Origin of the sequence: Rathayibacter sp. AY1C4 (assembly GCF_002932195.1) — a bacterium.
Lineage (GTDB): Bacteria > Actinomycetota > Actinomycetes > Actinomycetales > Microbacteriaceae > Rathayibacter.
Genome location: NZ_PSWE01000018.1, coordinates 1 through 21,988, shown reverse-complemented (window position 1 = coordinate 21,988; position 21,988 = coordinate 1). Strand labels below are relative to the sequence as shown.

The following is a 21,988-nucleotide window of genomic DNA, read 5'->3' as shown; positions in this document are numbered from 1 at the left end:
CCCGCGGCGGGGGCCTTTAGCTCAGTTGGTAGAGCGCCACGTTTACACCGTGGATGTCATCGGTTCGAGCCCGGTAGGGCCCACCACATCCGACGATCGGACACTGCGCGTCAGCGGGACTGGCGGCGCTTGTAGGGCTTCGGCTGGCCCTTGACGATCGGGGCGCGCCCGGTTCCCTTGGAGGCCTTGGCCTTGCCTCCCGACTTCGGGGCCGCCTCCGGCTCGTCGCCGAGCGCGGCGAGCTCCTCGCGGGCCGAGGCGAGGCGCTGCCGCCCGGCCGCGGTGAGGGTCGTGGCGGCGGCACCGGGCTCGAAGAGCGGCTTGCCGAGGTCGAGCTCGACGGCGGCGACGGAGGAGTCGAGCTTCTGCCGCGAGATGCCGAGGCGCTCGGCGGCGCGCACGAAGTGCAGCTCCTCGGCGACCGCCACGAAGTGGCGCAGCTGGCTGATCTTCATCCCGAACCCTTCACGGCCGCTCCCTGCGGCACGACCACGGTACGCGGTCCGGGAGGGGGCGCCGACCGCCGGGAGCGCCGTCGGGAGCGGCATCGGTCCGTCGATCCGCGCCAGAGGACCCGGCGGACATTGCCGGACGGAGGCGGGAGGCCTACGGTCGCGCCCGTGGGCGGTCCCGAAGCCGGCCACGGAGAGAGGCCGACGTGGGCGCGCTCATCTACAGCTCGATCGCGTCGCTCGACGGCTACGTGAACGACGCGGACGGAGGATTCGCCTGGGCGGAGCCGCGACCCGCCGTGCACCGCTTCATCACGGAGCGCGAGGGGCGGGTGCGCACGTACCTGTACGGGCGGCGCATGTACGAGGTCATGCGCGCGTGGGAGCAGACCTGGGCACTGGCGGAGGAGTTCGCGTTCATCCGCGACTTCCAGGAGATGTGGCGGGCGGCCGACAAGGTCGTGTACTCGACGACGCTGGAGTCGGCCGAGACCCGCCGCACCCGCGTCGAGGGCGGGTTCGACCCGGTCGTCGTCGCCGCGCAGGTCAGCGCCGCCGACCACGACGTCTCGATCGGCGGGCCGACCCTCGCCCGGCACGCGCTGCTCGCCGGGATCGTCGACGAGGTGCAGGTCTACACGGTGCCGGTGGCGGTGGGCGGCGGGACCCACTTCCTCCCGTGCGGGTTCCACGCGCGCCTCGACCTGCGCGAGGAGCACCGCTTCGCCGACGGCACGGTCTTCACGCGCTACAGCGTGCGGCGCTGAGACCGGCTACTCGGCGCCGACCAGCGCGGCGATCCGCGAGGCGAGCCGGGCGCCCTGAGCACGTCCGGAGCGGGCGGAGGCGGCGCGGACGGCCGGGTCGAGCGAGTTCGGGCCGAAGGCGCGCACCGACTCCTCGTCGGCGTAGAGCACCTCGACCCGCGAGTCCGCGAGAGCGTCGAGCTCGCCGGTCGGGATCAGGCCCGCGCCGGGCGTGCCGACTCCCGGCAGCGGAGTGACGATCAGGACCCAGTCGGCTCCCGCGGCGAGGTCGGCGTTGCTGCCGGAGCGCACGCCGCCGTCCATGTAGCGGACGCCGTCGATGCTGACGGGAGGCCAGACCCCGGGGACGGCGCAGCTGGCGGAGATCGCGTCGACGAGGCCGACACCGCTCTCGCGGTCGAAGACGCGCAGCTCACCGGTGGCCGTGTCGACCGCGGTGATGAGCAGACGCTGCTCGGGCCAGTCGGCGTCGCCCACGCGGGCCGAGATGACGGCCCGGCGCGTGTCCTCGGGGAGCGTCTCGGCCTCGAGCGCGAGGGTGCCGATGCGGCGCCGCGCGTCCTGGGGCGAGGTCGCGCCCTCGACGGCCGCGGCGAAGAGGGCCTGGAGGCGCTCACCGTCGACGTCCGCTCCGATCTCGGCGGACTCCTCCTGGAGCTGGGCCTCGTACGACTCGTCGAGGCCGGTGCCGGTGCTCAGCTGCGCGGCGACCGCGGAGCCCGCGGAGGTGCCGATGAAGGTCGTCGACGGATCGAGCAGGAGGCGGACCGCCTCGGGGGAGGCGTCTGCGAGGCCGCGGAGGACGCCGAGCTCCCAGGCGATTCCGGCGAGGCCGCCGCCGGCGAGGACGAGTGCACCAGGCATGGGGGAGGTCCTTTCGATCAGGATCAGGAGGGGGCGGGCGCTGCGGAGCGCCGCAGCACCAACGCTGTCACATCGTCGTGCGCGTCGTCTGCGAGAGCATGCAGACGCTCGAAGAGAGCGGGGTCGTCGTTGCTCCGCACCAGCTCGGCGAGACGGTCGAGCGCGTCGAGGCGCCCGCCGAAGACGTCGAGCAGGCCGTCGCTGCAGGAGAAGAGCGCGTCGCCGGGGGCGAGCACGCGCTGCTCCTCCTCCCAGGAGACGTCGGCGGCGATGCCGAGCGGGACGCCGGTGGAGGCGAGCCGCTCCGAGGTGCCGTCGGCGCGCAGCAGGAGGGTGAGGCCGTGGCCGCTGTCCACGAACGCGACGGCGCCGCTCGCGAGGTCGGCCCGGGCGATCAGTGCGGTCGCGAACATCCCGGTCGCGGTCAGGTCGGGCAGGAGCTGGCGGTTGACGGCCTCGACGGCTGCCGCGGGAGGGAGCTCCGGCCGCGCCTGGAACGCGGAGCGGATCGCGGAGGCGACGATCGCCGCCGACACCCCCTTGCCCATCACGTCGACCAGCTCGAGGGAGAGGTCGTCCCCGCTGCGACGCCACGCCGTGTAGTCGCCGGCGACGTCGTGCAGCGGCGTGGTCAGCGAGTCGAGGCTCCACTCGCCGAGGTCGAGGCGCTGGGGCCGGAGCCGCTCCTGCGTCTCGCTCGCGCGTCCGGAGAAGGCGATCTCGCGCAGCTCCCGCTCGGCCCACCGGCCGAGGTCCTCGAGGATCTCGCGCTCCTCCTCCGAGAAGCCGCGCACCTCGCTGTCGATGATGCAGATCGTGCCGACGCGGAGGCCGTCCCCCACGACGAGCGGGCGGCCCGCGTAGAAGCGCACGTGAGGGGATCCGGTGACGACTCCGCGGTCGGCGAACCGCGGATCGGCGGTGGCGTCCTCGACGACGAGGATGTCGCCCTGCTGGACCGTGACGTCGCACATCGAGTCGGCGCGCAGCATCCTGCTCGCCCGCGCCGAGCGCTGGGGCGACTTCGTGAACTGCGTCGACTCCTCGAGGATGTTGATCTCGGCGAGGGGGACGCGCAGGAGCCGGCGGGCGATGCGGGTGATCCTGTCGAAGCGCTCCTGGGGGGTGCTCAGGCCGATCCCGAGCTCGGCGATCGCGGCGAGGCGGGCGCGCTCGGTCGGCTCGCTCACGTGCGGGTCCGGGCGAGTGCCCAGAGGTTCTGCCCGTCGACACGGCGGTAGGAGAACTCGGTGACGAGGGCGTGGATGAACGGGATCCCGCGGCCTGCCTCGTCCCACTCGTCCGGCATGTCGCGGGGATCGGCGACCTCGGCGGGCGCCTCCTCGGCGGAGTCGTTGAGCGAGGCGCGCAGCTCGGTCGCGTCGACGCGGATCTCGACCAGGCAGATGATGTGCCGGTACGACCGGGCGTGCTGGACGATGTTCGAGGTCAGCTCGACCAGCGCGGTCTCGAACGACATCCGGTCGACCGGCGCGACGCCCGGCTCCTCGAGCCACAGCTCCTCGAGCGCCTCGTGGACGGCGGTGACGCCGTCCTCGGGCGGCGTGCGCACGACGAAGGAGCGCTCAGGCACGGTAGGCCTCCTCGACGGTCTCGGCGCTCCCGAGCAGGCGGTCGAGGTTGGACAGGCCGAGCACCATGGCGGGCTGCTCGCCGGCGGCGGCCACGCGCAGCTCGCCGCCCGCCTTCCGCGCCTCCTTGAGTCCGGCGACGAGGACGCCGAGCCCGGACGAGTCGAGGAACTCGACGGCCGCCAGGTCGACGACCACGCGGACCTCTCCCGCCTCGAGCGCGCGCTGGAGGACCGCTTCGAGCTCCCACGCCGTGGACAGGTCGAGCCGGCCGACGGGGCGGATCACCACGATGTCGGGCTCGATCCGCTCGGTGCTGATCCTCGAGCTGGGCTCCATGGTGTCCTCCTGACGGGACGGCACGCGGTTCCGCAGGGCTCGGAGACGTGGTGAGGACGCGGTCGGGCGCGCGACCGAGGGGCTCCGGATCCGATGCGGGGGTGAATCGGGGAGTTCGTCCGCCTCCGACCGTACAAGGGAACGGGGCGCCCCGTGGGAGGCGTGACCGCATCCGCGCTGCGACACGCGGTGCGCGACCCGGGGGAGGAGGCTCCGCTCAGCCCCTCGCGGCTGCGAGAGCGTCGGCGGCGAGCCGCACGGAGGCGTCCCGGCCGGTCAGCCAGAGCGGCACGGAGCGGGCGCGGAGCCCCGCCGACTCGAGCGCCGGGACCGCGTCCGCGTCCTCCTCGCCGACGAGCCAGGCGTCGAGGAGGCCGCCCCCGCTCCGGGCTCCGTAGTGCCGGCCGACGGCCTCGGCGGAGGTCTCGACGCCGATCGCGGCGAGGCAGGCGTCGGCCATGCCGCGCACCACCGCGCCTCCGATGACGGGGGAGACGCCCACGACGGGTGCGGAGGTCCGGCGGAGGGCGTCCGCGATCCCGGGCACTCCGAGGATCGTGCCGATCGAGACGACGGGATTGGAGGGGGCGACGAGCACCGCGTCGGTGTCGGCGATCGCCTCCAGCACGCCCGGGGCGGGGCGGGCGCTCTCCACCCCCTGCTGGACGAACCGGCGCGCGGGCGCTGACGCCCGAAGCCGCACCCACCACTCCTCGAAGTGGAGGAGCCGCACGCCCTCGCCGGGAAGGTCGACCTCGACGTGGGTCTCGACGTCCTGGTCCGACATCGGCAGCAGGCGGACCCCCAGTGGCCAGCGGGCGGTGATCCGGGCGGTCGCCTCCGAGAGGGTGAGGCCGTCGCGCAGCATCGAGCTGCGGGCGATGTGGGTGCCGAGGTCGAGGTCGCCCAGGGTGAACCACGGCCAGCCGACGCCGAAGGCGGTGAGCTCGGCCGAGACCCGCTCGCTCTCGCCGGCCCGCCCCCAGCCGCGCTCCGTGTCGTTCACTCCGCCGAGCGCGTAGGTGATCGAGTCGAGGTCGGGGCAGACCTTGAGGCCGGTGAGCCACATGTCGTCGCCGGTGTTGACGACGACGGTGATCTCGCTCACCTCGCCGCCGGCGGCCTCGAGATCGCTGAGGTGCTCGCGGACCGCCGAGGTGAAGCGGGCGCCGCCGACGCCTCCGGCCAGGATCGTGATGCGCATCCGACCACGCTAGCGGCACCGACGGATTCCTCCCCCGGCGAGCCTTAATGCTGCGGATCCGCGCCGGAAACACCGGGGAAACGTCGAACCCCGACGATGAAGCCCTGTCCCCGGAGCCGGACGGTCCGTCATTGCCTTCGGGCCCGGCGGGGACCACAGTGGGTCCACGTCCCCGGCTCCGCACCGCCCGGCGGAGCACACCGGAGCCGGACAGGGACGCCCGAGCATGGAGGTACCGATGACCATCGTCCGCGCAGCGATCACCCAGACGACCTGGACCGGCGACAAGGAGTCGATGCTCGACAAGCACGAGCGGATGGCCCGGGACGCCGCAGCCGACGGCGCGCAGATCGTCTGCTTCCAGGAGCTGTTCTACGGCCCGTACTTCGGCATCACCCAGGACAAGAAGTACTACCGCTACGCCGAGCCCGCCGACGGGCCGATCGTGCAGCGCTTCGCGGCCCTCGCGAAGGAGCTGGGCGTGGTGATGATCCTCCCGATCTACGAGGAGGAGCAGACCGGCGTCTACTACAACACCGCGGTCGTGGTCGACGCCGACGGGACGATCCTCGGCAAGTACCGCAAGCACCACATCCCGCACCTGGACCGCTTCTGGGAGAAGTTCTACTTCCGGCCCGGGAACCTCGGCTTCCCGGTCTTCGACACCGCGGTCGGCAAGGTCGGCGTCCACATCTGCTACGACCGCCACTTCCCGGAGGGCTGGCGGGAGCTGGGCCTGAACGGCGCCCACCTCGTCTTCAACCCCAACGCCACCAAGCCCGGCCTGTCGAACCGCCTCTGGGAGGTCGAGGGCCCGGCGGCCGCGGTGGCGAACGGCTACTTCGTGCTGCAGCCCAACCGCGTCGGCCGGGAGGACAACGAGTACGGCGACCTCGCGGTCGACTTCTACGGCACCAGCCAGATCATCGATCCGCGCGGGGAGTTCGTCGGCGAGCGGGGCTCGGGCGAGGCCGAGGAGATCCTGATCCGCGACCTCGAGATGGACATGGTGCAGGAGATGCGCGACGACTGGCAGTTCTACCGGGACCGCCGGCCGGAGTCGTACACCAGCATCCCGAAGCCGTGACCGCAGACCGAGACGGGGAAGACCGATGAAGACCCTCATCACCGGCGGGACGGTCGTCAACGCGACCGGCACCGGAGCCGCAGACGTCCTGATCGACGGCGAGACCATCGCCGCCGTCCTCGCCCCCGGCTCCACGCTGCTGGGCTTCGACCTGGCGGCCCACGTCGACCGGGTGATCGACGCGCGCGGCAAGTACGTCATCCCGGGCGGGATCGACGCGCACACGCACATGGAGATGCCGTTCGGCGGCACCTCCGCCTCGGACACCTTCGCGACCGGCACGCGCGCCGCGGCCTGGGGCGGCACGACGTCGATCGTCGACTTCGTGGTGCAGTACCCGGGCGAGAGCGTCGTCGACCGGTTCCAGGCGTGGCAGGAGAAGGCGGCCGGCAACTGCGCGATCGACTACGGCTTCCACCAGATCCTCTCGGACGTGCAGGACTCCTCGCTCGTCGCGATGGACGAGCTGATGCGCGAGGGGGTGACCAGCTTCAAGCTGTTCATGGCCTACAAGGGCGTGTTCCTCTCGGACGACGGGCAGATCCTCCGGGCTTTCCAGAAGGGCGCGGAGAACGGCGCGATGATGATGATGCACGCCGAGAACGGCGCCCTCATCGACGAACTGGTGAAGCAGACCCTCGCCGCCGGGAACACCGCGCCGTACTTCCACGGCACCTCTCGCCCCTGGCAGGCGGAGGAGGAGGCGACGCACCGGGCGATCATGATCGCCGACCTCACCGGCGCGCCGCTGTACGTGGTGCACGTCTCCGCGAAGCAGGCGGTGGAGCAGATCGCCCAGGCCCGCGACCGCGGCATGAACGTCTTCGGGGAGACCTGCCCGCAGTACCTCTACCTCTCGCTCGAGGAGCAGCTCGGCGCTCCGGGCTTCGAGGGTGCGAAGTGGGTGTGCTCCACGCCGCTGCGCTCGAAGGCGGAGGGGCATCAGCACCACATGTGGCAGTCGCTGCGCACCAACGACATCCAGATGGTCTCGACCGACCACTGCCCCTTCTGCATGAAGGGCCAGAAGGACATGGGGATCGGCGACTTCTCGAAGATCCCCAACGGCATCGGCTCGGTGGAGCACCGGATCGACCTGATGTACCAGGGCGTGGTGTCGGGGCAGATCTCCCTGCCGCGCTGGGTCGAGCTCACCTCGACCACCCCGGCGCGGATGTTCGGGATGTACGGGAGGAAGGGCGTCATCCAGCCCGGGGCCGACGGCGACGTCGTCGTCTACGACCCGAGCGGGCACACCTCGATCGGGATCGGCGAGGGCCGCAGCCACCACATGAACATGGACTACTCCGCCTGGGAGGGCTTCGAGATCGACGGCCACGTCGACACCGTGATCTCCCGCGGCAGGTTGGTCGTCGACGACGGCTCCTACGTCGGCACGAAGGGCGACGGGGCGTACATCCCGCGCGGTCTGAGCCAGTACCTGATCTGAGCCGGCACCCGATCCGAGCCAGCACCTGATCGAGCAGAAGGAACCCCATGGACTTCGGAGTCGTCCTCCAGACCAACCCGCCCGCCTCGCGCACCGTCGCGCTCGCCGTCCTCGCGGAGACGCACGGCTTCGACTACGCGTGGACCTTCGACTCGCACCTGCTCTGGCAGGAGCCCTACGTGATCTACTCGCAGATCCTCGAGAGGACGCACCGGATCACGGTCGGCCCGATGGTCACCAACCCCGCCACGCGCGACTGGACGGTCATCGCCTCGCTGCACGCGACGCTCAACGAGATGTACGGGAACCGCACGGTGTGCGGGATCGGCCGCGGCGACTCCGCGGTGAGGGTGACCGGAGGAGCTCCGACGACGCTCAAGACGCTGCGGGAGTCGATCCACGTCATCCGCGAGCTCGCCAACAGCCGTCCGGTCGAGTACCACGGCCAGACGCTGCAGTTCCCGTGGAGCCGGGGCTCGTCCCTGGAGATGTGGGTGGCCGCCTACGGCCCGCTCGCCCTGAAGCTCGCGGGCGAGGTCGGCGACGGCTTCATCCTGCAGCTGGCCGACGTGGACATCGCGCGCTGGATGATCGGCGCCGTCAAGGAGGCGGCGGCGAACGCCGGCCGGGATCCCGAGTCGCTGCAGTTCTGCGTCGCGGCGCCGATGTACATCGGCACCGACCGGGAGCACATGCGCGATCAGTGCCGCTGGTTCGGCGGGATGGTCGGCAACCACGTGGCCGACATCGTGGGCCGCTACGGCGCCTCCGGAGCGGTGCCGCAGGCGCTGACGGACTACATCGCCGGGCGCGAGGGCTACGACTACAACGAGCACGGCCGCGCGGGCAACAGCCACGCCGCCTTCGTGCCGGACGAGATCGTGGAGCGCTTCTGCGTGCTGGGCACGGCGGACGAGCACATCGAGAAGCTCCGGGCGCTCGCCGACATCGGCGTGACGCAGTTCGCGGGCTACCTCCAGCACGACAACAAGGAGGAGACGCTGCGCGTGTACGGCGAGCGGGTCATCCCGGAGCTGCGCGAGCACATCGTGGCCCGCGCATGAGACCGGCCCTCGCGCGCGGGCTCGTGCTCGGCGCCGGCGGGCTCCTCCTGCTCGCGCTGGTGTGGGAGGGCTGGAAGGCGCTCGGGCCCGAGGCCGGGGTGGTCGTCGGAGGAGTCGCGGTGCTCCCGCGCACGAGCGCCATCGCGATGCCCCACCTCTGGGAGATCGCGGCCCGGCTCGGCGAGCCGGTCACCGGAGCGCGGAACGCCCCGGCGCTCTGGTCGGCCGTCCTGGGGGCGAGCGCCTTCTCGCTCGGGATCGCCGCGGTCGGCTGGGTCGTCGGCACGGTCGTGGGGCTGCTCCTGGCTCTCCTGATGCAGCGGTTCCGCACGGCGGAGTCGGCGGTGCTGCCCTGGATCGTGCTGAGCCAGACGGTGCCCCTGATCGCGATCGCGCCACTGGTGCGGCGCTGGGGGTCGCAGCTCGAGCTCGGACCGGTGACCTGGGAGAACTGGATGTCGGTGGCCCTGATCGCCTCCTACCTCGCGTTCTTCCCCGTGTCGATCGGGGCGCTCCGCGGGCTCGGCTCGCCGACGGCGCACCAGGTCGAGCTGATGCACGTGTACGGCGTCGGCTGGTGGAAGACGCTGGTGCGCCTGAGGCTCCCGGCGAGCGTGCCCTACCTGCTGCCGGCCCTCCGGCTCGGAGCGGTCAGCGCCGTCGTCGGCACGATCGTCGCCGAGGTCTCGATCGGCCTGCGCGGCGGGATCGGCCGCATGATCATCGAGTTCGCCTCCGCTGCCGGAGGCGACCCCGCCAAGCCCTGGGCGCCGATCCTCGGGGCGGTGCTGGTGGGCCTCGCGGCCGCCGGCGCCGTCGCTCTGCTCGGCACCCTCCTCCGTCCGTACCGCCGAGGGGAGCAGCCCGCATGAGCACTGCAGGATCCGCGGTCGTCGTCGACTCCGTCACGAGGACCTTCACCACCGCCCGCGCCGCGAGCGTCACGGCGCTCCATAACGTCTCGCTCGAGGTGGCCGCGGGGGAGTTCGTCTCGCTGATCGGCCCGTCCGGCTGCGGCAAGTCGACGCTGCTGCGGCTGATCGCCGACCTCGACGAGCCGGACTCCGGCTCGATCGCCGTGTTCGGCAAGACGGCCCGGCAGGCGAGGCTCGACCAGGACTACGGGATCGCGTTCCAGCAGGCGGGCCTCCTGCCGTGGCGCACGATCCGGGCGAACATCGCCCTGCCGCTGGAGCTGCACGGCGTCGGCGCGACCGCCCGGCGCTCGCGCGTCGACGAGCTGCTGGCGCTGGTCGGGCTCGGCGACTTCGCCGACTCCTACCCGGACCAGCTCTCCGGCGGGATGCAGCAGCGCGTCGCCATCGCGCGGGCGCTCGCCGAGAGCCCGCGTCTGCTCCTCATGGACGAGCCGTTCGGGGCGCTCGACGAGATGACCCGCGAGCGGATGCAGACGGAGCTGCTGCGGATCCGGCGCGAGACCGGCGCCGCCGTCGTCTTCGTCACCCATTCGATCCCGGAGGCGGTGTTCCTCTCGGACCGCGTCGTGGTGATGTCGCCGCGGCCGGGCAGGATCCGCGACGTCCTCCCGGTCGGACTCCCCGGAGCATCCGAGCGCGACGCGGCGGTCAGGGAGGACACGGCGTTCTTCCGCGACGTGAGCGCCGTGCGCGAGCTGCTGCACGGGGATCCCGCCGCCGTGCCGCGCGGAGTGGAGAACCGGTGAGCACGACGGCGCTGGCGCGCAGCGTGCTCGCGCCGCTCGTGCTCGGGATCGCCGCGGTCCTGCTCTGGCAGGCCGGGGTCACCGCTCTGGCGATCCAGCCGTTCGTGCTCCCGTCGCCGCTGGCGATCGGACAGGAGTTCGCCGCGAACCTCGGCTCCGTCGCCGAGGGCAGCGCGGTGACCGGCCGCAACGCGCTGGTCGGCCTGCTGGTCGGCGCGGTGCTGGCGGTCGTGGTCGCCGGGCTCTCGGCGCTCGCGCGGGTCTTCGACGGACTGGTCGCGCCGATCGTGGCCGCGGCCGCCGTCGTGCCGATCGTCGCCCTCGCTCCGGTGCTCTACACGATGTTCGGAGCGAACGCCGAGACCGCGAGGCAGCTCGTCGCGGCGCTCGCCGTGTTCGTGCCGGTGTACGTGACGACGCTGCGCGGGCTGCGGCAGGCCGCTCCGGTGCACCGCGACCTGCTGAAGGCCTACGCGGCGACCCCCTGGCAGACCGCCCGCACGATCACGCTGCCGGGAGCGGTGCCCTACGTCTTCACGGGGCTCCGCATCGCCTCCTCGCTCGCGGTGATCTCGGCGCTGGTCGCCGAGTACTTCGGCGGACCCGTGGGCGGGCTCGGCAAGTCGATCACGACGGCGGCCTCGGGCAGCGACTACGCGCTCGCCTACGCCTACGTCCTGGGCGCCGTGCTCGTCGGCCTCGCGTTCTACTGCGTGACGGCCGCGCTCGAGGCGTTCGCGCTGCGCCGCAGCCGGCTGCGCTGAGCGCGGCGCCGCGCGTCCCCGCACCCTCCTCGGTCCTCCCGATTCCCGACTCCCGATTCCCGACTCCACCCGACGCACCATCCGCACCGCCCGCATCATCAGCGCCACCTGCACCACAGCACCACCTGCACCGCCGCACCACGGGGCGCGCCGCACCGGCGACCCCGCAGACCGCACCAGGAGGACCCGTGACCAGACGCACCCGCATCACCCTGACGACGACCGCCGCCTTCGCGGCCGTGGGCCTCGCGCTCACCGGCTGCAGCGCCTCCGGCGGCTCCGACCCGGGGTCGGACTCCGGTTCCGGCGGCCTCACGCCGGTCACCCTTCAGCTGCAGTGGGTGGCCCAGGCGCAGTTCGCCGGGTACTACGCCGCGCTCGACCAGGGCTACTACGAGGACGAAGGCCTCGACGTGACGATCGCCGAGGGAGGCGGCGACATCGTCCCTCAGGACGTGCTCGCCTCGGGCGACGCGGACTACGCGATCTCCTGGGTGCCCAAGGTCCTCGGCTCGATCGAGCAGGGGGCCGGGATCACCGACGTCGCGCAGATCTTCGAGCGCAGCGCCACCACGCAGATCTCCTTCAAGGACAAGGGGATCACCTCGCCCGCCGACCTCGCCGGGAAGAGCGTGGGCAGCTGGGGCTACGGCAACGAGTGGGAACTGTTCGCCGGCATGCAGAAGGACGGCGTCTCCCTCGACGACATCTCGCTGGTGCAGCAGCAGTTCGACATGAACGGCTTCCTCGCGGGCGACATCGACGCGGCCCAGGCGATGACCTACAACGAGTACGCCCAGGTCCTGGAGACCGTGAATCCCGCCACAGGCGAGCTGTACCGGCCGGACGATCTGAACGTCATCAGCTGGAACGACGTGGGCACCGCGATGCTCCAGGACGCGATCTGGGCGGACGCGGGCAGGCTCGCCGACGACGACGCGTACGCCGAGCAGACGGTCGCCTTCATCAAGGCCTCGATCAAGGGCTGGATCTTCGCGAAGGACGATCCGCAGGCGGCGGCCGACATCGTCACCGCGGCCGGATCCACCCTCGGCACCAGCCACCAGCTCTGGATGACCAACGAGGTCAACAAGCTGATCTGGCCCTCGACGAGCGGCGTCGGGATGATCGACGAGGCCGCGTGGCAGCAGACGGTCGACATCGCGAAGGAGACGGAGAACGAGACGGGGGTGACGATCATCAGCGCGGACCCGCCCGCCACCGCCTACTCGAACGAGTACGTCGAGGAGGCGCTCGCGGAGCTCGCCGACGAGGGAGTGGACACGAGCGGTGCCGACTACGCGCCGATCGACGTGACGCTGGAGGCCGGCGGCGCCTGAGCCCGGACTCCGCCCCTCCCGGCTCCTCCCGGCCCCTCCCGCCCCGGAGGGGCCCGGGAGGGGTAGGCTGGACCCTCGTGACTACTTTCAAGAAGACGCCGTTCACCGTGAACGTGCGCGACCTCGTGAGGCGACCGGGCGAGATGCGCGAGCACCGCCTCGAGCTCGAGGCGCCGGAGCAGTTCGGCGAGGGGATCGTCGCGGTCCGCAAGGGATCGGCCGTCGATCTCGACGTCCGGCTCGAGTCCGTGCACGAGGGGATCCTGGCCAGTGTCGAGGTGTCGGCGAGGGCCGACGGCGAGTGCAGCCGGTGCCTGACCGACATCTCCCTGCCTGTCGATGTCGAGTTCCAGGAACTTTTCGCGTACTCTTCTGACGAAGCTTTCGACTATGAGGTTCACGACGACCACGTGGATCTTGAACCTCTGGTCAGGGATGCGGTGGTTCTGTCGCTGCCGTTCCAGCCGGTCTGCCGGCCGGACTGTCCGGGCCTCGACCCCGTCACGGGGGAGCGGCTGGCCGATTCCTCCACGCCCGAACCCGAGGCGCCGCGCGACTCCCGGTGGGCCGCGCTCGCAGGGTTGAGCGAGGGGGACGGCGGGGCCGCAGCGCCCGGAGCTTCCACCGACAGAGCTTCCGCAGACAGCGGTGAGGGCGCGACCGCCCGCACCGAATCCGACTAGAGGTAGAGAAGAGAGAATCATGGCTGTTCCCAAGAGGAAGAAGTCCCGCGCGAACACCCACGCCCGTCGTTCGCAGTGGAAGGCCGAGGTCCCCACCCTCGTCAAGACCATCGAGAACGGCAAGGTCGTCTACAGCCTTCCCCACCGCGCCAAGGTCGTCGAGGACTCCGCGGGCACCGCGCTGTTCCTCGAGTACAAGGGCCGCAAGGTCGCCGACGTCTGATCCCGCTCCTGGTCCGCACGGCGCGGGGCGCACCGCCCCTCGACGAACGGACCGCGGTCCATGGTGAACCAGACCTCCGCACGACCCTCCAGCGACGACCGGTCGCGTCTGGAGGCCACGCTCGGCGTGAGCCTCGACGGTGAGCTCTTCGAGCTCGCCCTGACGCACCGGTCGTTCGCTTTCGAGCACGGCGGCATCCCGCACAACGAGCGCCTCGAGTTCCTCGGCGACTCGATCCTCGGGCAGGCCGTGACCGTCATGCTCTACACCGAGTACCCCGCCCTGAGCGAGGGCGACCTGGCCAAGCGACGGGCGAGCCTCGTCTCGACCGTCGCGCTCGCCGAGATCGCTCGCGGCATCGGCCTGGGCGAGTTCCTCCGCCTCGGACGCGGCGAGGAGCTGACCGGCGGCCGCGACAAGGCGTCGATCCTCGCCGACACCGTCGAGGCCATCATCGGCGCCGTCTACCTGGGCACCGGTCCCGACGCGGCCCGCGACCTGGTGCTGCGCCTGATCGCACCTCTGCGGGCCGATCCGCTCCGCTTCGGCGTCTCGATGGATCCGAAGACGAGCCTCCAGGAGGCGGCCGCCGAGCGCGGTGCGCCGGCCCCGCGCTACGAGATCGCCGCCACCGGCCCCGACCACAACAAGGTGTTCGTCGCCACCGTGATCGTCGGCGGACTCGTCACGGCCCGCGGCGAGGGGACGAGCAAGAAGGCGGCCGAGATGGCCGCCGCGCTCGACGCGTGGACGCGTCTGGCGGCCCCCGGCGCACCCGCCGCTCCCGCGGTCTCGGACTGACCGTGCCCGAGCTGCCCGAGGTCGAGGTGGTGCGGGCGGGTCTCGCTCCCGCGGTCACCGGCTCGCTGGTGACCGGCGTCGAGATCGTCGACGAGCGCTCGCTGAAGCGGCACGTGCATCCGCACGGGACCTTCGAGCGCCTGCTCGTCGGGCGTCGGCTCGAAGCGGCGGTGCGGCGCGGGAAGTTCCTCTGGCTGCCCGCCGGCCGCGACGAGGCGCTGCTGGTGCACCTCGGCATGAGCGGTCAGGTGCTGCTGCGCACGGCGGATGCGGCGCTGCCGCGGCTGGCGCGCATCCGGATCGGGATCGAGCACCCCGAGCACGGCGAGCTCGCCCTGCACTTCGTCGACCAGCGGATCTTCGGCTCGATGGCGGTCGACGCTCTGGTGCCGACCCCGGACGGAGCGCTCGGCGGCTACGCGGGCGAGGAGGTCCGCGGAGGCGGCTGGCTGCGCGCCGTGCCCTCGCAGGTCGCGCACATCGCCCGCGATCCGCTCGACCCCTCCTTCGACCTGGGCTCGGTCGTCGCATCGCTGGCGAGGAGGAGCAGCGGGATCAAGCGGGCGCTGCTCGACCAGACGCTCGTGAGCGGCATCGGGAACATCTACGCGGACGAGTCGCTGTGGGCGGCGGAGCTGCACCCGGAGCGGCCGAGCTCGTCGCTCGGCGAGGCGCGCATCCGCCGCCTCTTCGCCGAGGTGCGCTCGGTGCTCGAACGGGCGCTGGCCGAGGGCGGCACCAGCTTCGATGCGCAGTACGTGAACGTGAACGGTGCCTCCGGCTACTTCTCGCACAGCCTGCACGCCTACGGGCAGACGGGGAAGCCCTGCGCCCGGTGCGGCGCGGCGATCGTGCGGGTGCCGTTCATGAACCGCTCCTCGCACCTCTGCCCGCACTGCCAGCAGCTGCCGCGCTGACGCGCCGGGAGGCGCCGCCTCAGGCGGCGGCGTCGGCGGGCGCCGGAGCGTACCGGGAGTGGACGACGAGCTCGCCCAGCAGCGTCGCGACGAGCGTGATGACGGCGGCGATCGCGAGGCCGAGCCAGAGCCCGACCAGCAGGGCGAGCGCGCCGACTCCGGCACCCGCGGCGATCAGGACGATCGCCGCCGCGCGGCGGAACCACGGCTGACCGGAACCACCCGCCAGGCGGGAGTCCGCAGCGAGGCCCGTGATCGTCGAGGTGACGACGACCGTCGTGACGTCCTTGACGGCGAGGTGGCGGGCGGTCGCGGCCTGGAGGCCCATCGCCCCGCCCAGCACGCCGGTGACGGTGAAGGCGAGCGGCTCGGGGTGCTCGGGCACGACCGCGAGCACGATCGCCAGGACGCCGAGCAGGATGCCGACCACCGCGAAGAGCCAGGTCGAGCGCGAGGTCCAGCCCTTCTTCACCGGGCGGAGCACCCGGCCGCCGATCACGGCGCCGATCATGAAGGCGCCCAGCGCGATCAGGGGCCCGACCACGGGCAGGTCGGCCGCGCCGGAGAGGGCCATGCCGAGGATGACGACGTTGCCGGTCATGTTGCCGGCGAAGACGCGGTCGAGCCCGAGGTACCCGACGGCGTCGATGATGCCGGTCGAGAAGGTGAGGGCGAGCATCAGGCCGAGGGTCGCGCCCTCGGAGCGGGTGCGCAGGCGTCGGAGCACAGGAGTCCTGTCGTCGGGGGCGGGTCTGGAGAATCGTGGCACACGCGTGCACATGCTCGAAACACGGCGCGGTTAGGGTCGGACGGCGCGGACGGGCCGCGCGGGAGGCGGACGCGCATGCGGTGGACGGAGTGGGCGGTGCAGCCCGGTGAGGGAGTGCCGCCGGGGGTGGACTACCTGCCGGCCGAGCCGGGTTCGGTGCTGTGGGGGCGCCTGCCGTGCGCGGCGGACGCGTCCGTGCTCACCGTCGACTCGGGGGCCGAGGTCGTCATCGACACGCTCAGCCACGAGGGCGTGCTGGAGGATCAGGGCCGCGATCCGGTCGCCTTCTTCGGCCGCCACGGAGTCGCTCCGGAGGGGGTGCTGCGCGACGCGGTCGCGCTCGCCGCGGACGGGCCGTTCCGCGACGGCGAGACGGACGGGCCGCACGTGGTCACGGGGCCGATCGCCGTCCGGGGAGCGCTGCCGGGGGACCTGCTCCGGATGACCCTCCTCGAGGCCGAGCCGCGCGTGCCGTACGGAGTCGTCTCGAACCGGCACGGCCGCGGGGCGCTGCCGGGCGAGTACCCGCTGCAGGAGGGGCCGTTCAGCGTCTTCGCGCGCGTCGATGAGGACGCGCAGGGCGGTCTCCGCGGCGTGATCCCGCTGGTGCCGGGAGGGGAGCGGGCCGCCCGGTTCCCGCTCCGGCCGTTCCTCGGGATCATGGGCGTCGCCGTCGCAGGGGAGGAGCGCCCGCACTCCGTGCCGCCCGGTGCGCACGGGGGCAACATCGACATCGCACTGCTGACCGCCGGAACCAGCCTCTACCTTCCCGTGCAGGTCCCGGGCGCGCTCGCGTACGTCGGCGATCCCCACTTCGCGCAGGGCGACGGCGAGGTGGCGCTGACGGCGATGGAGGCGAGCCTGCGCGTCCGGGTGCGCCTGGAGGTCGTCCCGCGTGCCGAGGCGCTCGCGGCGTTCGGGGAGCTGCTCGGGCCGATGGGGGAGACCGGCGAGTTCCTCGTGCCCACCGGGATGGACGAGGACCTGGACGTCGCCGTGCAGAAGTGCGTCCGCGCGGCCATCGCGCTGCTGGCGGCCCGCTACGGGATGGACCCGGCTCACGCCTACGCCTACCTCAGCGCGGCGACCGACTTCGACATCTCGCAGGTGGTCGACCTGGTGAAGGGCGTGCACGCCCGCGTTCGGACGGCCGACTTCGATGACTGACCCGCGGGTGACGACGCTCGAGGGTGACCTGCCGGACGGGCTGGTGGACGCGGTCCTGGCGTACGAGGCGGCGCTCGGGGCTGACGACGTCGCGGCGCTCGCCGACGCGTTCGTGGACGCGCCGACGACGCTCCGGGGCGACGCCTCCGGACTGCTCGTCGGCCACGCGGTCATCACCGGCTTCCGGGGTCGTCGCGGCGGGGCGCCGGTGCGGGAGCTGGTCGAGCTGCACGTGCGGGCGGTCGATGCGGGCACGGCGCTCGTGGTCAGCGTGAACGCTCCGGCCCGTGGCGGGCGCGGGCTCGTCACGCAGCTGTGGTCGCGGGAGGGCGGGACCTGGCGGGTGCGCGCCGCGCAGGTGCAGGCGCCCTCGCCCGCGCTGGACCCCCGCGTCTGGCGGGCCGTCGGCGCGCCGCTCGTGCCGGCCGCCGGCTCCGGGACCCTCGACGGACTGGACGTCGCAGTCAAGGACCTCTTCGCGATCGAGGGCCAGCGGATCGGCGCGGGAGTGCCGGCCCGCCTCGCCTCCGCGCCGATCGAGGCGGCGACCGCTCCGGCCGTCGCGCAGCTGCTCGCAGCGGGAGCGTCGGTGCGCGGGATCGCTCAGACCGACGAGTTCGCGTACAGCATCGCCGGCCGGAACTCCGGCTACGGGACGCCGCCCAATCCAGCCGTGCCCGGAGCGATCCCGGGCGGATCGTCGAGCGGACCGGCGACCGCCGTGTCGCTCGGGCAGGCCGCCGTCGGGCTGGCGACCGACACCGCGGGATCGATCCGGGTACCCGCCTCCTACCAGGGCCTGTGGGGGCTGAGGACGACCCACGGTGCAGTGCCCGTCGAGGGGCTGCTGCCGCTGGCGCCGAGCTTCGACACCGTCGGGTGGCTGACGCGGGACCTCGGCACGCTGAGGCGGGTGGCCGAGGTCTGCCTGCCGTCCGGCCCGCCGGTCCGGAGTCTCGCGGTGGCGCCGGCACTGCTGGGCGGAGTGGACGCGGCCGTCCGGGCGGCGTTCCGATCGGCGGTCGGGAGGATGAGCGCCGACGAGGTCGAGCTGCCGCCCGTGGCGGAGATGCTCGAGGCGTTCCGGCTCGTGCAGGCGGCGGAGGCGTGGCGGTCGAGCGGCTCGTGGGTCGCGGCGCATCCGGGAGTGCTGGCGGCGGACGTGCAGGCGCGCTTCGACGCGGCCTCGCTCGTCGACGAGCAGGAGGAGACGGCCGCGCGGGCGCGGGTCGCGGGGTTCCGGGAGGCGCTCGACCGTGCGCTCGAGGGGCGGGTGCTCCTCCTGCCGTCGACGTCGTCGGTGGCGCCGGCCCTCGATGCGTCGGCCGAGGCGATCGACGCGGCGCGGACGGCGACGCTCGGCCTGACCTGCGTCGCCGGGATAGGCGGGTATCCGGCGCTGTCGGTGCCGCGATTGAGTGTCGGCGGCGCTCCGGTGGGGCTCTGCCTGGTGGGACCGCGGGGGTCGGATCTCGCGCTGCTGGAGCTGGCCGGCACGCTCTGAGAGGGGCCACGCCCGGAGCTCGTTCTCTCCCTCATCGTGAATCGAGGCGGAAGCCGTGACCCGCTCTCCCGCTTGCCGCCTCTCCCTCTCCCTCTCCCTCTCTCTTTCTCTCTCGCTCCGTCCCTCCGTCCCTCCGTCGCTCCGTCGCTCCGTCGCTCCGTCGCTCCGTCCCTCCGTCCCTCGTCGTGGATCCGAGGCGGAAGCTGCGCCGTCGTGGCCGAGTCGCTGCGCTGACCGCTGTCCTCGAGTGCGATCTCAGCGGTGAGCAGGGGCGCCGAGCCCGGAGGGTGGAACGAGCCCGGGTGCAGCGAGTGCGGGCTCGGTGGACCGGTTCGTCGGCGGGCGCGTCGGACGACCGTCTTCCACGGCTCGGCCCTCGGCTGAGACAGGCCGGTGGATCGGACCCGCGCGGCGCGAGCGGGCGTGCACGAGCACGCCCGCTGGAGCACGCGCTGGAGCACGCCCGCAGGAGCGCGGCTCCTTCCGCCGTCAGAACGGGGGCGGCGCATCGCTGAAGCTCGGCCTGCGCCGCGGCGGGGCTGGCGGCGCGGGCGGATCGGGTGGACGGGTGACCACGCGGCGGCCCGTGGGGGTGGTCCAGTCGGCCGATCCGTCGGGGTGGAGCGTGTAGGTCCAGCGGTCGCCGTGGCGGACGTGGTGGTGGGCGACGCAGAGCGACGCCAGGTTGTCGAGGGCGGTGGCGCCTCCGTGACGCCACTCGAGCGTGTGGTCGGCCTCGGCGGTCGCCGCGGGCCGGGTGCAGCCGGGGAAGCGGCATGTCCGGTCGCGCAGCTGGAGGGCGAGGCGCATCCGCGGGGGAGGGAGGCGGTGCGTGCGTCCGACGGAGACCACGGCGCCCGTGCTCGGATGGGTGAGCACCGGGGTGACGGCCGAGTCGGCTCCGAGGAGCTCGCGCGCGACGCCGGCCGGGATGAGGCCGTAGCCGTCCAGTTCCGCGGGGGTCTCGTCCTGCCCGGCCGCGGTGCTCGCGGCGAGGGTCAGACGCACCTCGGCCCGGATGCCGCGAGCGGACGTGCGCGGACGCTCGTCGCCTGGCGCCGTGCCGGACACATCGCCGTCGCAGAGCAGGTCGACCAGGGCGTCGGCCCGCAGCTGCGCGAGCGTGCGCTTCTCCGCTGCACCGCTCCCGTCGCGGAGGGCGCGGGCGATCCGGTCGAGCCGCGCGAGCGCACCGAACGCTGCCGGAGCGGGGAGGGTCGCGCAGAGCGTGGCCATGCCGTCCTGCTCGGGCGAGACCCGGACCGACCGGTCCTCCCGAGCGCGGGCGTGCCGGTCGGCCAGAGGACTCTCGTGGAGTTCGTCCCGCAGCCGGGCGAGGCGTCGCCGCAGCTGGGTCGGCGTCATCGAGGCGGCCAGTCCCGCGGCGCGCTCGTCGAACTCCGGGAGGGTGGCCGGCGGCAGGGTGGCCGCGACTCCGCAGATGATCTGCCCCGCCTCCCAGCGCAACCGCGCCTCGGCCAGCGCGGCGCGCGTGCAGGGCAGGTGGTCGACCAGCAGGCGGGCGTGCTCGAGCTCGCGCGCGGCCACACGCTCGGACACGGCGAGTGCGACGGCGAGCTCGGCCCGGACCGAGCGCTCCACGAGGTCGCGCGACTCGGCGGGAGACGCGCCGCGCGCGAACGCCTTCGGGCGACGCAGAGCAGCCGTGTACGCCTCGTGCAGCGCCTCGGCGGAGGCGAGGTGGAGCGGAGCCGCCGAGCGGGCGAGCAGCGCCGCGCGGTCGCCGAGGGCGCGGACCTCCTCGAGTCCCTGCCGCATCCCATCCGCCATACCCGTATTGAACCAGCGACCACCGACACGCGGGCCGCAGGTGCGCCCGATCGGGAGGACCCGCTTCCGGAAGACGCCTGTGGAGGAGCTTCTGTCGAGAATCTCGACCCCCGCCACACCGCGAAACACCGGCGAAACGTCCGTCGCATAGGCTCTCCGGGTGAAACGACTGTTTCTCTCCCGCTCGTGAAGAGGTGGCCCATGACCGCGCCCGCACCGTTCCTCCCCGTCGATCCGCCGCCGCGCCTGCTGATGGGGCCGGGCCCGATCAACGCGGATCCGCGCGTCCTGCGTGCGATGTCGGCGCAGCTGGTCGGGCAGTACGACCCGTTCATGACGGCGACGATGACGGAGACGCAGGAGCTGTACCGGCAGGTGTTCCGCACCCGCAACGAGAAGACGATGCTCGTCGACGGCACGAGCCGTGCGGGCATCGAGGCGGCGCTGGTCTCGATGCTGGAGCCGGGCGACCGCGTGCTCGTGCCGGTCTTCGGGCGGTTCGGGCACCTCCTCCGGGAGATCGCGGAGCGCTGCGGCGCGGAGGTGCACGTGATCGAGGCCGAGTGGGGGCAGGTCTTCGCCGTCTCGGCGATCGCCGAGGCTCTGGCCCGGGTGAAGCCGAAGATGCTGGCCGTGGTCCACGGCGACACGTCGACCACCATGGCGCAGCCGCTGGAGGAGCTCGGCGCCCTCTGCGAGAAGCACGGCGCCCTCTTCTACACCGACGTCACCGCCTCCCTCGCGGGCAACGCCTTCGCGACCGACGAGCTCGGGCTCGACGCGGTCACCGCGGGGCTCCAGAAGTGCCTGGGCGGCCCGTCCGGATCGGCTCCCGTCACCTTCTCGGAGAAGGCCGTCGCGGTGATCGAGTCGCGCAGGAGCATCGAGGCGGGGATCCGCGACGAGGGCGACACTGTCAGCGCCCGCCGCGTCCGCTCCAACTACTTCGACCTCGGGATGATCTTCGACTACTGGGGGCCGCGCCGCCTCAACCACCACACCGAGGCGACCACGATGCTCTACGGCGCGCGCGAGTGCGCCCGCATCGTCGTCGAGGAGGGCCTGGACGAGACGGTCGCCCGCCACGCGCTGCACGGGTCGGCGATGCTCGCCGGAGTCCGCGGCCTCGATCTCGAGGTGTTCGGCGACGTCGGGCACAAGATGACGAACGTCGTCGCGGTGCGCATCCCGCAGGGCGTGAACGGTGATGCGGTGCGCGGGGAGATGCTCGCCGACTTCGGCATCGAGATCGGCACGTCCTTCGGGCCGCTGCACGGGAAGGTCTGGCGCATCGGCACGATGGGCTACAACGCCCGGACGGACGCGGTGCTGACCACTTTGGCGGCGCTGGAGGCGGTGCTGCGCCGCGCGGGCGCCTCCGTGCCGGTGGGCGGCGGAGTCGCGGGCGCGTACGAGGTCTACGGGGCGGCACGCGCATGACCGGCACGACCACCGACCCCACGACCGCGCCCCCCGCCTCCAGCGCCGCCAAAGTGGTCAGCACCGCGTCCGTCCGGGCGTTGTAG

The 21,988-nt window shown here is 72.8% G+C and carries 23 protein-coding genes and 1 tRNA gene; 16 read left to right on the top strand and 8 right to left on the bottom strand.

Annotated features, from left to right (window positions below; genetic code table 11):
- The first annotated feature begins 10 nt into the window (after positions 1 to 10).
- Positions 11 to 86: transfer RNA gene (locus C5C99_RS10490), tRNA-Val, on the top strand.
- Positions 87 to 110: 24 nt separating this feature from the next.
- On the opposite strand, the gene C5C99_RS10485 is transcribed toward C5C99_RS10490, so the two are convergent.
- Entirely contained in the window at positions 111 to 455 is a 345-nt protein-coding gene (locus tag C5C99_RS10485; protein WP_104223469.1) for a LysR family transcriptional regulator, read from the bottom strand.
- A 203-nt stretch (positions 456 to 658) separates the two neighbouring features.
- Here C5C99_RS10485 and C5C99_RS10480 point away from each other — a divergent pair, with 203 nt between their 5' ends.
- Positions 659 to 1,219, top strand: a complete 561-nt coding sequence (locus C5C99_RS10480; protein ID WP_104226668.1) for a dihydrofolate reductase family protein — start codon at positions 659 to 661, stop codon at positions 1,217 to 1,219.
- A 6-nt stretch (positions 1,220 to 1,225) separates the two neighbouring features.
- Here the strand turns inward: C5C99_RS10480 and C5C99_RS10475 are convergent, their stop codons facing one another.
- The 5 genes from C5C99_RS10475 to cofD all read right to left on the bottom strand — a co-directional run bounded on the left by C5C99_RS10475 (position 1,226) and on the right by cofD (position 5,218).
- Positions 1,226 to 2,083 carry a patatin-like phospholipase family protein gene (locus tag C5C99_RS10475; protein ID WP_104340052.1) on the bottom strand — a complete coding sequence of 286 codons (858 nt, stop codon included), beginning with the start codon at positions 2,081 to 2,083 and terminating at the stop codon, positions 1,226 to 1,228.
- 23 nt (positions 2,084 to 2,106) lie between these two features.
- A complete protein-coding gene (locus C5C99_RS10470) occupies positions 2,107 to 3,273 on the bottom strand; it encodes a PP2C family protein-serine/threonine phosphatase (RefSeq protein ID WP_181074585.1) in 1,167 nt (388 codons plus the stop codon).
- Positions 3,270 to 3,677 carry an ATP-binding protein gene (locus tag C5C99_RS10465; RefSeq protein WP_104223473.1) on the bottom strand — a complete coding sequence of 136 codons (408 nt, stop codon included), beginning with the start codon at positions 3,675 to 3,677 and terminating at the stop codon, positions 3,270 to 3,272. The genes C5C99_RS10470 and C5C99_RS10465 overlap by 4 nt, the downstream gene beginning before the upstream one ends.
- A complete protein-coding gene (locus C5C99_RS10460) occupies positions 3,670 to 4,014 on the bottom strand; it encodes an STAS domain-containing protein (RefSeq protein ID WP_104223474.1) in 345 nt (114 codons plus the stop codon). The genes C5C99_RS10465 and C5C99_RS10460 overlap by 8 nt, the downstream gene beginning before the upstream one ends.
- 217 nt (positions 4,015 to 4,231) lie before the next feature.
- Positions 4,232 to 5,218 (bottom strand): 2-phospho-L-lactate transferase, encoded by a 987-nt coding sequence (gene cofD / locus C5C99_RS10455; protein WP_104288497.1) that lies wholly within the window; start codon positions 5,216 to 5,218, stop codon positions 4,232 to 4,234.
- 238 nt (positions 5,219 to 5,456) lie between these two features.
- Here cofD and C5C99_RS10450 point away from each other — a divergent pair, with 238 nt between their 5' ends.
- From C5C99_RS10450 to mutM, 11 genes are all read left to right on the top strand, one after another.
- Positions 5,457 to 6,305 (top strand): nitrilase-related carbon-nitrogen hydrolase, encoded by an 849-nt coding sequence (locus C5C99_RS10450; RefSeq protein ID WP_104223476.1) that lies wholly within the window; start codon positions 5,457 to 5,459, stop codon positions 6,303 to 6,305.
- Between the two features lie 25 nt (positions 6,306 to 6,330).
- Positions 6,331 to 7,755 (top strand): dihydropyrimidinase, encoded by a 1,425-nt coding sequence (hydA, locus tag C5C99_RS10445; RefSeq protein WP_104308359.1) that lies wholly within the window; start codon positions 6,331 to 6,333, stop codon positions 7,753 to 7,755.
- Positions 7,756 to 7,802: 47 nt separating this feature from the next.
- Complete coding sequence (locus C5C99_RS10440) at positions 7,803 to 8,819, top strand: TIGR03842 family LLM class F420-dependent oxidoreductase (protein WP_104308360.1); 1,017 nt, start codon at positions 7,803 to 7,805, stop codon at positions 8,817 to 8,819.
- Positions 8,816 to 9,691: an ABC transporter permease gene (locus tag C5C99_RS10435; protein WP_104308361.1), complete on the top strand. Its 876-nt coding sequence runs from the start codon at positions 8,816 to 8,818 to the stop codon at positions 9,689 to 9,691. The genes C5C99_RS10440 and C5C99_RS10435 overlap by 4 nt, the downstream gene beginning before the upstream one ends.
- The gene (locus C5C99_RS10430; RefSeq protein ID WP_104340050.1) at positions 9,688 to 10,503 is read left to right on the top strand and encodes an ABC transporter ATP-binding protein; all 816 of its coding nucleotides are present in this window, start codon (positions 9,688 to 9,690) and stop codon (positions 10,501 to 10,503) included. The genes C5C99_RS10435 and C5C99_RS10430 overlap by 4 nt, the downstream gene beginning before the upstream one ends.
- The gene (locus C5C99_RS10425) at positions 10,500 to 11,267 is read left to right on the top strand and encodes an ABC transporter permease (RefSeq protein WP_104226660.1); all 768 of its coding nucleotides are present in this window, start codon (positions 10,500 to 10,502) and stop codon (positions 11,265 to 11,267) included. The genes C5C99_RS10430 and C5C99_RS10425 overlap by 4 nt, the downstream gene beginning before the upstream one ends.
- A 188-nt stretch (positions 11,268 to 11,455) precedes the next feature.
- Positions 11,456 to 12,607: an ABC transporter substrate-binding protein gene (locus tag C5C99_RS10420; RefSeq protein WP_258063683.1), complete on the top strand. Its 1,152-nt coding sequence runs from the start codon at positions 11,456 to 11,458 to the stop codon at positions 12,605 to 12,607.
- 143 nt (positions 12,608 to 12,750) lie between these two features.
- A complete protein-coding gene (locus C5C99_RS10415; RefSeq protein ID WP_104226701.1) occupies positions 12,751 to 13,290 on the top strand; it encodes a DUF177 domain-containing protein in 540 nt (179 codons plus the stop codon).
- Positions 13,291 to 13,309: 19 nt separating this feature from the next.
- A complete protein-coding gene (gene rpmF, locus C5C99_RS10410) occupies positions 13,310 to 13,513 on the top strand; it encodes a 50S ribosomal protein L32 (protein WP_104223482.1) in 204 nt (67 codons plus the stop codon).
- 60 nt (positions 13,514 to 13,573) lie between these two features.
- The gene (gene rnc, locus C5C99_RS10405) at positions 13,574 to 14,314 is read left to right on the top strand and encodes a ribonuclease III (RefSeq protein ID WP_104250952.1); all 741 of its coding nucleotides are present in this window, start codon (positions 13,574 to 13,576) and stop codon (positions 14,312 to 14,314) included.
- A gap of 2 nt (positions 14,315 to 14,316) precedes the next feature.
- On the top strand, positions 14,317 to 15,231 hold the full coding sequence (gene mutM / locus C5C99_RS10400; RefSeq protein WP_104340064.1) for a bifunctional DNA-formamidopyrimidine glycosylase/DNA-(apurinic or apyrimidinic site) lyase: 915 nt from the start codon (positions 14,317 to 14,319) through the stop codon (positions 15,229 to 15,231).
- A 19-nt stretch (positions 15,232 to 15,250) separates the two neighbouring features.
- On the opposite strand, the gene C5C99_RS10395 is transcribed toward mutM, so the two are convergent.
- A complete protein-coding gene (locus tag C5C99_RS10395; protein WP_308470800.1) occupies positions 15,251 to 15,958 on the bottom strand; it encodes a YoaK family protein in 708 nt (235 codons plus the stop codon).
- Positions 15,959 to 16,075: 117 nt separating this feature from the next.
- Between C5C99_RS10395 and C5C99_RS10390 the strand changes: the two genes are divergently transcribed.
- Positions 16,076 to 17,167, top strand: a complete 1,092-nt coding sequence (locus C5C99_RS10390; RefSeq protein WP_104263000.1) for an acetamidase/formamidase family protein — start codon at positions 16,076 to 16,078, stop codon at positions 17,165 to 17,167.
- Positions 17,160 to 18,671, top strand: a complete 1,512-nt coding sequence (locus tag C5C99_RS10385; RefSeq protein WP_104340049.1) for an AtzH-like domain-containing protein — start codon at positions 17,160 to 17,162, stop codon at positions 18,669 to 18,671. Before C5C99_RS10390 ends, C5C99_RS10385 begins: the two co-directional genes overlap by 8 nt.
- 489 nt (positions 18,672 to 19,160) lie before the next feature.
- On the opposite strand, the gene C5C99_RS10380 is transcribed toward C5C99_RS10385, so the two are convergent.
- Entirely contained in the window at positions 19,161 to 20,450 is a 1,290-nt protein-coding gene (locus C5C99_RS10380; RefSeq protein ID WP_181074584.1) for an HNH endonuclease signature motif containing protein, read from the bottom strand.
- Between the two features lie 213 nt (positions 20,451 to 20,663).
- Here C5C99_RS10380 and C5C99_RS10375 point away from each other — a divergent pair, with 213 nt between their 5' ends.
- The gene (locus C5C99_RS10375; protein ID WP_258063682.1) at positions 20,664 to 21,902 is read left to right on the top strand and encodes an alanine--glyoxylate aminotransferase family protein; all 1,239 of its coding nucleotides are present in this window, start codon (positions 20,664 to 20,666) and stop codon (positions 21,900 to 21,902) included.
- The last annotated feature ends 86 nt before the right edge of the window (positions 21,903 to 21,988 follow it).